The following is a 13818-nucleotide window of genomic DNA, read 5'->3' on the forward strand; positions in this document are numbered from 1 at the left end:
AAAACCTTCAAAATTCTTGCTGAGCGATATCGCAATCGAGGCAAAAGACTAGCATTAAGATTCAATCTAATTGCTGGAATTTATAACTTGGAGCTGAGTGAAAAATGACTTATGAAAGAAATCTAATGCGTTTTTCTGAAGAAGTTTGGCAACGTAATACCGCGTTATATCAGCAGATTCTCCATCTACCGTTTAATCAGGAATTGGCTCAGGGCAGCTTAAGCCGCGATGCCTTTTGCCACTATGTCATTCAGGATGCCCATTATTTATTGGCCTATGGTCGTGCGCTTGCAGTGTGTGCAGCCAAGGCGTTTGATGCCGACGATGTGATTCAGTTTTCTGAAGCGGCAAAAATTGCCATCGTGGTGGAACGTAGTCTGCACAATGACTTTATGCAAGGTTTCAACATTAGCAAAGAACAGTTTGAAAATACTCCACTGACCCTTGCTTGCCATCATTACACTTCGTTTCTAACAGCGACAGCATGGTCAGAAAGTTACCCTGTGGTCCTTGCCTCACTCCTGCCTTGCTTTTGGATCTATGCTGAAGTCGGCAAAGCCATTGTCAGCCAATCTGTGCCTAATAACCCTTACCAAGCATGGATCGACACCTACTCAGGTGAAGACTTCAATACTGCTGTGCAAAACGTGATTCAAACTATTGATCGAGTGGCGGCTCGCTGCGATGCAGATACACGTGAAAAAATGCATGCGGCTTATACGAACGGCGCAAAATTAGAATGGATGTTTTGGGACAGTGCGTATCAACAGCGCACATGGCCCGTTGAATAAACCTGTGATTTTAGCTGTATAAAAATTTAAGGATCTAAAATTGCTTTTAGATCCTTTTTTAATATGGTTAGATTCGGTTTTTAGAATGACCATGCACGATCATTTCAGGCATTAGCTTTTAAAACGATACCATCCGAGAAAAATCCCCATCGCGATAATCACCAAAAAAATCGCAAAACGTGCTTCACGCAACTCACTGCGTGCTGCTTTGCGTTCCTGCATCTCTTCTGAATGAAATTGTGATTTGACCATCGGATCTAGTTGAGCAATAGCCAATAAATCTTTGGGCTTTTCACCTTTGCCTAAAATGAAATAAAGCCCTTTGACTTGCATTTCATTGAGTTTTCCCAGTTCAATATTCAGTTGAGTAGCTTGTGCATTATAGTCAGGCACCCAATCTTCTACGCGGGCATATACATGGGCACGACTAATATCAAAGATTGATGCATCCTGCACTTTCTTGCCAGTTTGATCTTCCAGTTGTTCACTCAAATCTGAGAATTGGGACAGTACATAGTCTTTTTTCTGTGCCAACTGTACACCATCAAAAGCATACTCTTGTATTTTTTGTGCAGGATTATTTTTCAATAATAAGCCTTGGGGAACGACTTTAAAGTCCAGAACAGTATTGTCAGGAACTTGGTTGGTTTGTAGCACCATATATACCACAGACCATAGCTGTTCATTTTGCCCGACCGCAGGCACGCTCACGCTATAACGCTGCTCGGCTGCAGGGTCAATAAACTGTTCAAACGCGAGGATTTGACTGTCTTCAGCCCACAGGATTTGGCTTGAAAACATGAGGCAGATGATCACCCAAAATTGTTTTAACATTATTTGCTCTTATCATGATTATTTGCTGTTCTGTCAGAATTATAATTAATTATTCAAATACTTACATTCCAAATCACACATTTAACGATTGGAAATTCATCATAATTTTAGCCAAATCTATAGTTTTATAAATGATCTAGAACCCATAAAAAATTGATCTAAATCAGCATCGATATAGGCTTTTGATGCTTACTGAAAACTCTGCCATGCATAAATCAAAACAGCCGCAGCAAGCACCCAACTCAACGTTGCTACACTCAAACATGCCGTTAAACTCACACGTGTTGCGAGCAGGTACACCATCAATAAATAAATGAAATAGGGGATAAGAGACCAGAGTCCAAACAGTGCAGTTTTTTGTAATGCGGCTGCACCCTGATCATTTGCCACAATGACATGAGCAATCAACGCAAAAGTCGGAAACAATGGAACCAAACCTGCAATATAAAACGCCTTACTTTTAGACAGCAAAGCAATTAATACCACAACAAAGGCACCCATTAAGCTTTTGAGAAATAAGGACAACATGGCATTCTATAGTTTCGAGAAAACTGCATTTTACGCCTTTTCTGCGATAGTCCTGAGATTTTCCAATGGATTGTTATGCACATGACACAGGAGATTTAAACGATGAACTCAAAAAAGTCATAGCGCTTTTATCTTTATGCACCTTTACACCATAGGCTAGATGTAAAGCGCGCTTTTTGTTGCTCAGCCATTTGCTTAAACTGCGCTTGAACTTTTAAATCTTCAGCACTCATCAAATGTTGATTGTTTTCAACAATTGCCAAAACCAAATCAAACTGTTGAGGAATTTTTTCGCAGGCCAGCTGCTTTTTTTCAGCTTCTGTTTTGGCTTGACCTAATTTCGCAATATACAGATCAATTTTTTCACTTTCGGTATTCAGCGCCAAAGTTGCTTGTTCTAAGCTGTCATATTTTTGCGCTTTCGGTGTGTGGTTCGGGGTACATGCACTCAAAAACACACTACACATCAATAAACCCATCACACCTAATGTTGGATTGAGATGAAGTTGCCATTTCATGTTAAAAGTCCTAGATTGCTGATTTGCGGATGTTTTAGGGCATCGGCACAGACAGCTATATTTTGATTCGGCCATTTTTCTCACAAAGTCACGCATAAATCTAGGTTTAAATTACACTTGAACATTTTTCATGCGCTATCATATATAGGTTTTTCGATGAATATTTTAGGACCCCTTGCATGAGCCAAAGCCATATCCGTATTCGAGGCGCACGTACCCATAACTTAAAAAATGTGTCACTCGATATTCCACGCGACAAGTTTGTGGTCATTACGGGTCTTTCTGGTTCAGGGAAGTCCTCTTTGGCTTTTGATACCTTGTATGCTGAAGGTCAACGTCGCTATGTTGAGTCCTTATCTGCCTATGCACGCCAATTCCTTTCGCAAATGGAAAAGCCCGAAGTTGACTCGATTGAAGGCTTGAGTCCTGCGATTGCCATCGAACAAAAATCAACGAGCCACAACCCACGCTCAACAGTGGGAACAATCACCGAAATTTACGACTATTTACGTCTACTCTATGCCCGTGTCGGCACGCCGTATTGTCCTGAACATGACCTCCCGATGGTGGCTCAGACTGTGTCTGAAATGGTCGATACCGTCAAAGGTCTAGAAGAAGGCACGGCGCTTATGTTGCTTGCCCCTGTGGTCCGTGACCGTAAGGGTGAATACACCAACTTATTTGAACAATTACAAGGTCAGGGTTTTGTCCGTGCCCGTGTCGATGGTGAAGTTATTGATATCGACACACCACCCGAATTAGACAAAAAGAAAAAGCACACCATTGAAGTGGTGGTCGACCGTTTTAAAGTACGTGATGATCTTGGCAACCGGATTGCAGAAAGTTTTGAAACGGCTTTACGCATGGGCGGTGATATTGCCATTTTGTCATGGATGAAAGGCGAACAAGAAGACCGCGTATTTTCAGCCAAACACTCCTGCCCTGAATGTGAACGTGCCGTAGGTGAACTGGAACCGCGTCTATTTTCCTTCAATAATCCATTCGGTGCCTGTCCTGTTTGTGATGGTTTAGGCACACGCAGCCATTTTAGTGCTGACAAACTGATTCCCAATAATGAAGTTTCGATTAGCCAAGGGGCAATCCGTGGTTGGGACCGTCAACGTCCGTATTACTACAGCATGATCCAAAAAGTGGCAGATCATTTTGGTTATTCTTTAGACACACCGTGGAATGAACTCGATGCCGACACCAAAAAGAAATTCCTTTATGGTACAGGCAAGGAAAAAGTTGACCTCAGCTATATTGATGAGCGTGGTCGTTCGCACAAACGTGTGCAAGCCTTTGAAGGGATTTTACCGCACCTAGAGCGTCGTTACCGTGAAACCGAATCAAACTACGTGCGTGAAGATTTAGCACAGTATTTATCCAATGCTGCATGTGATGCTTGCGGTGGCTCACGTCTCAATGAAATTTCACGCCATGTCCGAGTTAAAGATAAAACCATCGCGCAAATCACCAAAATGTCGATCGGCGATGCTGAAAGCTATTATCAAGACCTCAACTTAAGCGGTGCCAAAGGCGAAATTGCCGACAAGATTTTCAAAGAAATCCGTGAACGTTTGCACTTCCTCGTCTCTGTGGGTTTGAATTATTTAAGTTTATCGCGTTCGGCAGAAACACTATCGGGTGGTGAAGCACAGCGTATCCGTCTGGCTTCACAAATTGGTGCGGGCCTCATGGGCGTGATGTATGTCCTTGATGAACCGTCAATTGGTCTACATCAGCGTGATAATGACCGCTTGCTTGAAACCTTAGTTCGCCTACGTGACCTTGGTAATACCGTGCTCGTTGTAGAGCATGATGAAGATGCCATTCGAGCGGCTGACCATATTATTGATATCGGCCCAGGTGCAGGTGTGCATGGCGGTCATGTGATTGCCGAAGGGACGTATGACGAAATTTTGGCAAATCCAGATTCATTAACCGGTCAATATCTATCAGGAAAACTCAGTATTGATGTGCCGAAAACACGAACACAACCGCCAAAACCTGAAGAGCAAATTAAGTTAATGGGCGCTGCGGGTCATAACCTGAAAAATGTCGATTTGACTATTCCTTTAGGTGTGATGACCTGTGTGACAGGTGTATCAGGTTCAGGTAAATCGACGCTGATTAACCGGACATTATTGCCGCTTGCAGCGACTCAATTGAATGGTGCAACCACATTAACGGCTGAGAAATTTGATTCGATTGATGGCTTACAGTTCCTCGATAAAGTCGTTGATATTGACCAAAGCCCAATCGGTCGTACACCACGTTCAAACCCTGCAACATATACCGGTTTGTTTACCCCTATTCGTGAACTGTTTGCGCAAACCCCTGAAGCCAAAGCACGTGGCTATGCTGCAGGTCGATTCTCGTTTAACGTGAAAGGCGGTCGCTGTGAGGCCTGTGAAGGCGACGGTATGATTAAGGTTGCAATGCACTTCTTACCTGATATGTATGTGCCTTGTGATGCCTGCCACGGCAAGCGCTATAACCGCGAAACGTTAGAAGTTGGCTATAAAGGTCGTAACATTTCTGATGTCTTAGAAATGACGGTTGAAGATGCGATGCATTTCTTCGATGCCATTCCTGTGATCCACCGTCGTTTGGAAACCTTGAACCAAGTGGGCTTGGGCTATATCCGTTTGGGTCAGTCTGCAACCACACTTTCAGGTGGTGAAGCGCAGCGTGTCAAATTGGCTCGTGAGTTGGCGAAGCGCGATACAGGCAAAACCTTGTATGTGCTTGATGAACCAACAACTGGTCTACACTTCCATGATATTGCCAAGTTGCTCGACATCCTGCATGAGCTGCGTAATAAGGGCAATACCATTGTAGTGATTGAGCATAACTTGGATGTGATTAAAACTGCCGATTGGATTGTGGACTTAGGCCCTGAAGGTGGTGCGGGTGGCGGTATGATTATTGCCGAAGGTACACCTGAAGTTGTTGCGAAGAATAAAGTGTCGCATACAGCGAAATTTTTAAAGCCGATGTTGAAATAAGATTCTCTTTCCTTTAAGTGCATGATAAAACGGTGATTCATTCACCGTTTTTTATTTATATGACTTTATTAGAGATAATTGATACAGCCGTAAAAATTGGTTTAGGAGCACTGATAACTGGCGTAATTACCTACTTAAATCAAAAGGCAAATATTTCAGCATCAGTAGCAAAAGATAACCTTCTATATAATCGTAATTTATTGACCAATATTTCCAAAGATCTCGAGGAAATAAATCATCTCGTTTTAAAAATTTGGGCATTTTTTGAATTTGAAACAAAACAATCTCAACTAGCTCTTAATGAGATTTCAGATAGACTTTAACCTCTAAGACACGCACTTTTTAATGACTTTAATTTGCTTAGCAAAAATGAAGGTTTAATTCTTTTACATGGATATATTGAACAATAAGAAAAGCTAAGAATTTATGGCGAATTACTCGGAAAATTTAACGCTTATACACTTTGTAAAAATGGAGCTATCAATGTTGAAACAACTGCTCAATATAGATTTAAAATTTTAGAGGCTAGAAAATTACTTTATACGAGCTTAAACAAAGCCATTTCTACATAAATTCTTGTTCTTCACAATATTCAATCACATGACGGCGACATGGATGTCGCCTGTTTGAGTGGGGCAGCACGGATGTGCCCTCAGCCAAACAAAAGCATTTTGCTTACTTTTGTGCGTTCAAAAGTAGGGATCTCCTACACAATGGAAACTCAACCCCAATGCAAAGCGAGGACGTTTAGAAAAGCATATTTTTTTGAAAATAACCTTAACTAAATCCATCAACAAAATTCGCACCATTATTTATACATTCAACTGGAACTTTTCGGACTTACCTTCAACCAAACAAAAGCATTTTGCCTACTTTTGTGCTTTCAAAAGTAGCAACGTCCTACACAATGGAAACTCAACCCCAATGCAAAGCGAGGACATGCAAACTTAAAACTCAAAAAATTAACGTAAATAATGAAACACACCCAACTTATCCAACACATCCAAAGTTAACTGCTTACGCTCTGCCACATCATCCCCTGCTGCCATCTGCATATTCAAACTAAACGACATGATCTTGCCATGACCATCATCCACCCAACCGGTATACCAACCGACTTGGGGTTCAACATCCATGCCCCAACCACTCTTGGCATACAACTTCGCATCCCCACGGCTTTCAATATAAAGCATGTCTTTGACTTGCTTTTGTACCGCGACATCAAACGGTAATTTCTCTGTCGCAAGCTGATACGCAAATTTGGCTTCTTGCTCGGGCGTAATCTTTAACGGCCCAACCAACCAAAAATTATCCACCTGTTTGCCAATATTGGCATTGCCAAAACCGACCCGTTTGACTTCTTGTTGCATTAACGCCAAACCTATTCGCCTTGCCAGTTCCTGATAAACAGGCACCGCAGACGCTTGCATCGCTTCACCCAAAGTCAGGTCTTTTTCCCATGACGGGAAAGCACGTTTTTCACCTTTCCATTTAAAAACTTCAGTGGTTGTCACCTTCTGATGCTGCAAACCAATTAAAGCATTTAACATTTTAAAGGTAGATGCAGGAATGTATGCTGTCTGAGCACGCTGTAAGTCATTGCCATAATGGCTCATGCGCTGACCATCAAATGTGACAATTACCGCCTGTGTCTGTGCTTGATTAAATAAAGACGGAATTTCACTCATCCGTGAATTTTCTAAATTGGCTTGAGTGGTTTGTTTTAAGTGTTGAGATGAATCCAACATGCCTTCATTTGCTGTACATGCTGACAAACTCAGGACAGTCATCAACGATAGATATATTTTTTTCATTGCACTATTTTTATGGTGTTTAAAGCCCATAGTATAAGATGAAGTTCAAACCTGAATTGTTTACTTTTCAACAGTCTTCTATCTGTTGCAAACTTAGCGCATCCAATATTTATTTTTAAACAAAACATCCTTATGATGACGCCTATCGTGGACTCAACAACGAATAATTTTTTAAATATAAAAGCATACTAACAATGAATAAATTTATCTTAAGTTTCAGCCTCTTATTATGTCCAATATATAGCTTTGCCGATGGCTATCTAAACGAATACATGGTGCTGTTTGTCTCACAAGAAGACCACGATCTTAGCCCATGGAAAGATAAGCCGCAATGTAAAGCCCTCAGTACCCCGACTCAACACAAAGGAATCTTTGAAAATCAATATGTCTATGCCAATGGCAATGCCCTGACCACCATCTTTCTGAGTAATAGCAAAATTAAAAACGGTGAATGTGAACATTTAATTCACTTTCCAGATGGTATTCAAGGCTCAGGCGTATTTGAAAGTTTCTTCCCCAACGGCAAACCCCGTAGCCGCATTGCTTATAAAAATGGGGAGTACGAGGGCAAACTTGAGTTTTGGTTTGCCAATGGGATAAAAGAGCAAGAAAGTAGCATCATCAATGGCGAGTCGCAGGGGGATTACAAAATTTGGCATCCGAATGGCCAACTGGCTTTTTCTCAAAATTATAAAAATGGTATCGAGCATGGCCTGCGCCAACGCTGGTACAGTAATGGTAAACCGTGGACCTATGCCAATTTTCAAAACAATAAATTGATTGGCGAGCTGAAAATGTGGTTTGAAAACGGCAAACTAGAACGCCAAGGTTATTATCGTAATGGCGTTCGTCATAACAGTTATAAAATTTGGTATAACAATGGGCAACCTGAAGCGGTGCTTCAGTACGATTTGGGCAAAATTACCCAAGCCCAGTGTTGGAATGTAGATGGTAGTCAAATGAACCAACAAGCCTGCAATAAATTATATAAAGATGAAGATTAATTCATTTGTCTGGCTAACTTTATGAATCTGCCAAGCTGCGTTTAGACTGAAACACGATCACGCCCCGCAGCTTTGGCTTTAAATAATGCTTGGTCTGCGCGCTCTAATAAATCGATCCAGCTTTTGGCACCCACTGCAACACCAATACTCACCGTCACAATGAGATCGGCTTCGTCCTCTGCCAAATTAAAATTCACATTCTGAATATCGTGCCGTATAGTTTCGGCAATGTATTGGGCTTTGAGCATATCAATCCCCTCGATCAGGACTAAAAACTCATCTCCTCCATATCGCACCACCAAGTCGGATGAACGAATATGTTTTCGTAATTGATTGGCAACATGTTGAATCACCAAATCGCCGACAATATGCCCATAGCGGTCATTCACCTGTTTAAAGTGATCAATATCAATCACGATCAGTGCTGTATGTAAAAAGCCTGAATTTTGGCTGTCGCGAAATTTAATATATTCATCTAAGGCAAAACGATTGGCGACATTGGTGAGTGAGTCAGTATTGGCGATATGTTTAAGCTGAAACTCAAAGGCATCACGTTGTTCTAGCATATTTTCAATATGCTGAATGGCGTCAAATAAACTGAGATAACCTACTTTGGCAGGTTCAATCACACCTTGATCCATTTGTCGGTGCCCTGCCAGTTTAAATAACTGATTACGAGCACGAATTAAAGGTTCAAACACCCATTTCTTGGCATAGAACATCGTTAATAATGCAGTCAGTAATGACACGAGCGAGACAAAAAGCGTGAAAATCAATTTATTTCGCGCTTCACGTTGTTCATCCGCAGCTACTTTGAGACTGTAATCTAAAATATAACTTTGCAATTCCACCACTGTGACAAATTTATTGACCATTGCATCAGTGAGCTGGGTGCCATCCATGCGATAACGCTGATGTTGAAGACTTTTTTGAGCCAAACCATCAATAATTGGCAAACCTTTATCTAAAAATTCCGTTCGTACCGCATGATGTAACTGTTTAAACTCAGGTGTTTTGTCATGTTCGGACTGCACGACATTGATCAATTCCCATAGATAGCGTGTTTGACGCTGGGTTTGTAAACTCCGCGCTAAATTTTGCTCTGGAATTTCCTGTTGAAATGATACCGCAGCCATAATATTTGATGCGACTCTTCCCGCCTGATCACGTAATTCTGCCAGTAATAAAATCAGCGTGTAATAATTCGATACACGAGTATCTTTACCATGAGAATGATTGACCAATTTCTGCATGGCAATATAGCTTTGATCCCAAGCTTGGAACATCGCCAAAATGGCATGATCCAATTTTTTAGCTTCACGTTGTTGTGTCGGCAGCGCAATATATTGATCGACCGTTTTGCGACCCTGCAACAAATATGGATATAAATTGGACTCTAACTGCTGGGCGATCGGTGCAAAGCCCGTTTCTTTTAAAACTTTCAGTGTATCTTGATATTGCCGATCAACGCCTTGACGATATTCAGCCAACTCAATAATTTTTTGCTCGCGCTGTTCACCTTGACTCGACATTGCACTGTTAGCTGGCGCACGTTCACGGGAAATTTGGTTGGTTAAATCTGCCACCATTTTCAGCATCTGAATTTCTTTCAGCGCTTCGGCACTTTTGAGGTAATGTTGATTGCTGCTCACAATCAATGGAACACTGATAAATACGATAGACAAGACGATTACTAGCATCGCAAGTTGCAAGCGCTTACTAATATGCTCTGTTCGTAATGTTTCCATCTATTTTATGCCCCACACTTGTTGCATACCCCAACCCACTTCTCAACTAAACGCGGGAATATTTAAATTAATGACCAATAATTTATTAATTTGTAAAGTGAACATTTATAGCTCTAAATTCTATATAAATGTGCTTAATCTGTCACATTTTTATCACTTTAGAACGAGATAATTTGCTAAAAAACAGCAGCATATTTCAAAGCGAAATATTTTTTATTAACTTGTTTAAATAAATATTTACAATTGCAATAAATTGGTGCAGAATGCACCGTATTAGGGCACACTAGATTTCTTCCTCAGCAGAATATTTTAGTTTCCCGAAAATTTTGGCTAAAAAATCCTGATTTTCCTTGAAAATCAGGATTTTTTTTGTCTATATCACTTTAATTGAAAGATAAATAGAATTATTAACGCACCATAAAAGTGCATTTATTTCTACAAGATATTTGCTCTATATTTTATCTTTAATATAAAGTTGCATTTTTGAATAAAAAAAAGCCCAACCTTGGGGAAAGCTGGGCGAATAAAAAACAATAATGGAGAATCAGGGTCAAAGTCACACTTTTAAACCGTGTGACGACTCGATTGGCAAATTATGAATCAAATAAAACCTGATGTAAAGCCAAGTATTTCACTAGGATATTAAAAATATCACAAAGACACATATTTAAGTGACATATCCCTCAAACTTAAAACAAAAATGTCTATTTAATATACAAATAAGTGGTTTTAGCCCAACAATTCAGCAGTCAAAGTCCCGATTTATTACCTCAAATGCGTGAAAAGCGTTAGAATTTACCCACTACAATAAATGTTATTTTGAATTAAAATAACAATAATAATTGTTATTTCAGATTGAAAAGTTGTGTATTTTTTCAAGTGTATTTTTTTAATTAAGAATTTAATCAAACTTACTTAATTGTTCTCAATGATTTTTTTTCAGTGACTTATTAGTTAGAGTAAAAACTGAATTTCTTATTATGAAATAAAGATCTGAGTCAGAGACTGAATAATAACCTTTAGGATCATTGACTTAATATATTGTTACAATACAATGCTCAATGTTTAATCCATTTGTAACAACTGGTAGAAAATCATGAAAAAACTCGGTTTAGCCACTGCTTTATTATTAGCCATGACCGGTGCTCAAGCTTACCAATTTGAAGTTCAAGGCCAAGCAGAATACATCGACACAACTACAAATGACAAAGATTTCATTGGTGGTGTTCAAGGTACTTACTACTTCAAAAATGTTGACTCTACAAAAGGCCCTTTAGCAGAAGCTGCATTCTTAAACCAAGCTTCTAACGTAGCTGTTGCTTACAACTACGGCGAAGTTGGTTCAAAAGGTACTGACGTAATTGCTCATAACTTTGGTGCTAAAGCTGAAGCTTATGTTCCAACTAAAGTTGTTCCTGTATATGCAAGCGCGTCTTACAGCCACACTATCCTTGACAGCAAAAATGCAAACAACACTGATGACAACGGCGACCGTTATGCATTAGAAGTTGGTGCGCTTCCAACTCAAAACTTCTTAGTTGCTGTTGGTTACACTAGCGTTGCTGACCAAGCTGCTGTTGACGCGTTCAACGTTATGGGTAACGGTGTTGCTAAAGCTGTTGCTGAAGCTACAACTATTGGCCAAGACCAAGACGCAATCACTGCACGTGCTAAATATGTTGGCGCAATCGACGACACTAACATGGCAATTGGTTTCGAATCAGGCATCATCTACGGTGATGACACTGCTTACCAATTCAAAACTGATCTTTTCGTAACTCCTAAATTAAGCGTTGGTGCTTCTTACGCTGAATCTAGCTTTGCTGGTACTCCAGACTCAGCTTGGGGCGCGAACGTAAACTACTTTATCACTCCTGCTGTTGCAGTTGGTGCTAGCTATGTAAATGCTAACTATGAAGCAGCTAAAGCGACTGAAACAAGCTTTATTGGCGACACTCAAACTGTTGGCGTAAATGCTAAATTCCGTTTCTAATTCATATTAGATACTGAATACCAAAAAGGACGCATTTGCGTCCTTTTTTTTCCTGCCATTATTTGTCTTTGGGCTCATGGCGTTCCGGTAAATGGGCAATATATTGCAATGCAATTAAGCGTGAAACGATGAGAGCCAAATACATCACCCCACAGAACATTTGAAGCATAGCCAAGACCCGTGCAGGCGCACTCACAGGCATGAGATCCGACAAGCCCGTGGCAGACTGCAAACTAAAACTTAAAAATAATAAATCTAACCACGACTGCATGCCCGGCTCTGCAGGATTTACAAAACTATCCGGATAAATCAACTGACAAATACTATAGAGAAAAGCAAAACCCCATGCGATGAGGGTAAATACTGCCCCTGCTGCAAAAAGTTCATCTTTGGTTAAATAACGATCGGCAAACATATAGCGTAATAAGCCATAGGCTGCACTAAAATACGCACAGGCTTCAAAACCATGCGCAATAATTTGAATATTCGGATGATTTACACCGAGCATAATCAAAGTAGAAAACAATACGGCGCAGCCAACAAAACTCAGTCCTAAAATCGTAAACATTGGAGTTTGGCGAATCACTTTGGCAATGATCAATAGTACCGACACCCCAAGTACCCAAATTAGCGCACGAAAAGACAGACTTTCTCGGGTAATCGCGGTTAAAACCAAGATCAGAAACTGCACCAGTAACAGCCATGCTGAGGGTAAAAGTCTAAAGCTTTTCCAAAAATCTACAAAACCTTGCATTATTTTCAATCTCTATATTTTTTTTTCATGCGCTGAAATGATTGATCTGAAGCATCATCAACTGATTGATTTTAAATTAGCATGAAGTAAGTTTCTTCTACTGCAAAGATTTGTTGAGCGTGTCCTGAAAAACATCACATATGCATACTGTTCAGCCTCAGTTTTTTTATCACCTATGAGCCTCAAAAAGCCTATTGTAAGTTTCAGCATTCAGGCGCACATTTAAAGAAATCTCCTACGTGGTAGATTTCATTATGAAAAAACATCTCGTATTTGCACCCCTCTGTCTGCTCATGCTCTCTGCTTGTACACAAAACAGTCCGCTCCTCAAAGGCCATGAAAATTATGTGGGGACTTGGCAAAACAACCACAGTGAATTAGTGATCAAATCGTCGGGCGAAGTGACGTATTACCATCAAGAACATACTGAAAAAAGTATTGCCAACCAAACCTTCAGTGGTGCTGAACAGTCGCGAATAAAAGCCCATTTGAGCAGTTTTTGTGATCAGAGCTTTAGCATCGGTCAGGATGATTTTACTCAACAATTCACCATTCAGCGCTCGCCTTATCAAGATGATCAAGGCCATTGGAGAATGTCGGTCAATGGAGAAAGTTATACACGCAAATAGGACAGAGATTTGTCCATGATCCACTGCTCCATATAATTTACTTAGATATAAAAAAAGCCCCTTGTTAGGTAATGCCAGTCAGTTAAGAGATTGACTGGCTTTTTCTTGGGTATTTTTGAGGTTTTCCTTTTACAACCCTTGGATAACTCCTCACTCTTCTCTCAGGTATAACATACCGATTAGATTTCTCCATT

The 13818-nt window shown here is 40.4% G+C and carries 12 protein-coding genes and 1 pseudogene; 7 read left to right on the top strand and 6 right to left on the bottom strand.

Annotation, left to right across the window (positions count from 1 at the left end; translation table 11 throughout):
• Together FTT94_RS15120 and tenA are read left to right on the top strand one after the other, a co-directional pair.
• A pseudogene (locus FTT94_RS15120) lies at positions 1-108 on the top strand (IS5/IS1182 family transposase); the annotation flags it as partial.
• Between the two features lie 17 nt (positions 109-125).
• The gene (gene tenA, locus FTT94_RS15125; protein ID WP_078193179.1) at positions 126-791 is read left to right on the top strand and encodes a thiaminase II; all 666 of its coding nucleotides are present in this window, start codon (positions 126-128) and stop codon (positions 789-791) included.
• Between the two features lie 111 nt (positions 792-902).
• Here tenA and FTT94_RS15130 read toward each other — a convergent pair whose 3' ends face one another.
• From FTT94_RS15130 to FTT94_RS15140, 3 genes are all read right to left on the bottom strand, one after another.
• Entirely contained in the window at positions 903-1625 is a 723-nt protein-coding gene (locus FTT94_RS15130; RefSeq protein ID WP_180113645.1) for a hypothetical protein, read from the bottom strand.
• A 189-nt stretch (positions 1626-1814) separates the two neighbouring features.
• Positions 1815-2153 (bottom strand): GlpM family protein, encoded by a 339-nt coding sequence (locus tag FTT94_RS15135; RefSeq protein WP_111884495.1) that lies wholly within the window; start codon positions 2151-2153, stop codon positions 1815-1817.
• A 134-nt stretch (positions 2154-2287) separates the two neighbouring features.
• Complete coding sequence (locus FTT94_RS15140) at positions 2288-2671, bottom strand: hypothetical protein (protein WP_180127372.1); 384 nt, start codon at positions 2669-2671, stop codon at positions 2288-2290.
• Positions 2672-2850: 179 nt separating this feature from the next.
• Between FTT94_RS15140 and uvrA the strand changes: the two genes are divergently transcribed.
• Positions 2851-5682: an excinuclease ABC subunit UvrA gene (uvrA, locus tag FTT94_RS15145; RefSeq protein ID WP_180088773.1), complete on the top strand. Its 2832-nt coding sequence runs from the start codon at positions 2851-2853 to the stop codon at positions 5680-5682.
• A gap of 59 nt (positions 5683-5741) precedes the next feature.
• Complete coding sequence (locus FTT94_RS15150) at positions 5742-6005, top strand: hypothetical protein (RefSeq protein WP_180116130.1); 264 nt, start codon at positions 5742-5744, stop codon at positions 6003-6005.
• 639 nt (positions 6006-6644) lie between these two features.
• Here FTT94_RS15150 and blaOXA read toward each other — a convergent pair.
• Entirely contained in the window at positions 6645-7496 is an 852-nt protein-coding gene (gene blaOXA / locus FTT94_RS15155) for a class D beta-lactamase (RefSeq protein ID WP_373686039.1), read from the bottom strand.
• Positions 7497-7690: 194 nt separating this feature from the next.
• On the opposite strand from blaOXA, the gene FTT94_RS15160 reads away from it, so the two are divergent.
• Complete coding sequence (locus FTT94_RS15160; RefSeq protein WP_180171054.1) at positions 7691-8500, top strand: toxin-antitoxin system YwqK family antitoxin; 810 nt, start codon at positions 7691-7693, stop codon at positions 8498-8500.
• 41 nt (positions 8501-8541) lie between these two features.
• Here FTT94_RS15160 and FTT94_RS15165 read toward each other — a convergent pair whose 3' ends face one another.
• The gene (locus tag FTT94_RS15165; RefSeq protein ID WP_180171055.1) at positions 8542-10248 is read right to left on the bottom strand and encodes a diguanylate cyclase; all 1707 of its coding nucleotides are present in this window, start codon (positions 10246-10248) and stop codon (positions 8542-8544) included.
• Positions 10249-11344: 1096 nt separating this feature from the next.
• On the opposite strand from FTT94_RS15165, the gene omp33-36 reads away from it, so the two are divergent.
• Positions 11345-12241 (top strand): porin Omp33-36, encoded by an 897-nt coding sequence (gene omp33-36 / locus FTT94_RS15170; protein ID WP_180171056.1) that lies wholly within the window; start codon positions 11345-11347, stop codon positions 12239-12241.
• A 58-nt stretch (positions 12242-12299) separates the two neighbouring features.
• Here the strand turns inward: omp33-36 and FTT94_RS15175 are convergent, their stop codons facing one another.
• Positions 12300-12995 (bottom strand): ion channel, encoded by a 696-nt coding sequence (locus FTT94_RS15175; protein ID WP_180008803.1) that lies wholly within the window; start codon positions 12993-12995, stop codon positions 12300-12302.
• 254 nt (positions 12996-13249) lie between these two features.
• Here FTT94_RS15175 and FTT94_RS15180 point away from each other — a divergent pair, with 254 nt between their 5' ends.
• Positions 13250-13624, top strand: coding sequence for a hypothetical protein (locus tag FTT94_RS15180; RefSeq protein ID WP_180171057.1), 375 nt, complete (start codon positions 13250-13252; stop codon positions 13622-13624).
• Positions 13625-13818 lie beyond the last annotated feature (194 nt).

It is taken from the genome of Acinetobacter sp. YH12027 (assembly GCF_013420085.1).
GTDB classification, from domain to species: Bacteria; Pseudomonadota; Gammaproteobacteria; order Pseudomonadales; family Moraxellaceae; genus Acinetobacter; species Acinetobacter amyesii.

What these genes read in the sequence shown, in the direction of transcription:
- FTT94_RS15150 (WP_180116130.1), top strand. Translation starts at nt 5,742, where the DNA reads ATGACTTTATTAGAGATAATTGATACAGCCGTAAAAATTGGTTTAGGA.
- blaOXA (WP_373686039.1), bottom strand. Translation starts at nt 7,496, where the DNA reads ATGAAAAAAATATATCTATCGTTGATGACTGTCCTGAGTTTGTCAGCA.
- tenA (WP_078193179.1), top strand. Translation starts at nt 126, where the DNA reads ATGCGTTTTTCTGAAGAAGTTTGGCAACGTAATACCGCGTTATATCAG.
- uvrA (WP_180088773.1), top strand. Translation starts at nt 2,851, where the DNA reads ATGAGCCAAAGCCATATCCGTATTCGAGGCGCACGTACCCATAACTTA.
- FTT94_RS15180 (WP_180171057.1), top strand. Translation starts at nt 13,250, where the DNA reads ATGAAAAAACATCTCGTATTTGCACCCCTCTGTCTGCTCATGCTCTCT.
- FTT94_RS15135 (WP_111884495.1), bottom strand. Translation starts at nt 2,153, where the DNA reads ATGTTGTCCTTATTTCTCAAAAGCTTAATGGGTGCCTTTGTTGTGGTA.
- omp33-36 (WP_180171056.1), top strand. Translation starts at nt 11,345, where the DNA reads ATGAAAAAACTCGGTTTAGCCACTGCTTTATTATTAGCCATGACCGGT.
- FTT94_RS15165 (WP_180171055.1), bottom strand. Translation starts at nt 10,248, where the DNA reads ATGGAAACATTACGAACAGAGCATATTAGTAAGCGCTTGCAACTTGCG.
- FTT94_RS15140 (WP_180127372.1), bottom strand. Translation starts at nt 2,671, where the DNA reads ATGAAATGGCAACTTCATCTCAATCCAACATTAGGTGTGATGGGTTTA.
- FTT94_RS15160 (WP_180171054.1), top strand. Translation starts at nt 7,691, where the DNA reads ATGAATAAATTTATCTTAAGTTTCAGCCTCTTATTATGTCCAATATAT.
- FTT94_RS15130 (WP_180113645.1), bottom strand. Translation starts at nt 1,625, where the DNA reads ATGTTAAAACAATTTTGGGTGATCATCTGCCTCATGTTTTCAAGCCAA.
- FTT94_RS15175 (WP_180008803.1), bottom strand. Translation starts at nt 12,995, where the DNA reads ATGCAAGGTTTTGTAGATTTTTGGAAAAGCTTTAGACTTTTACCCTCA.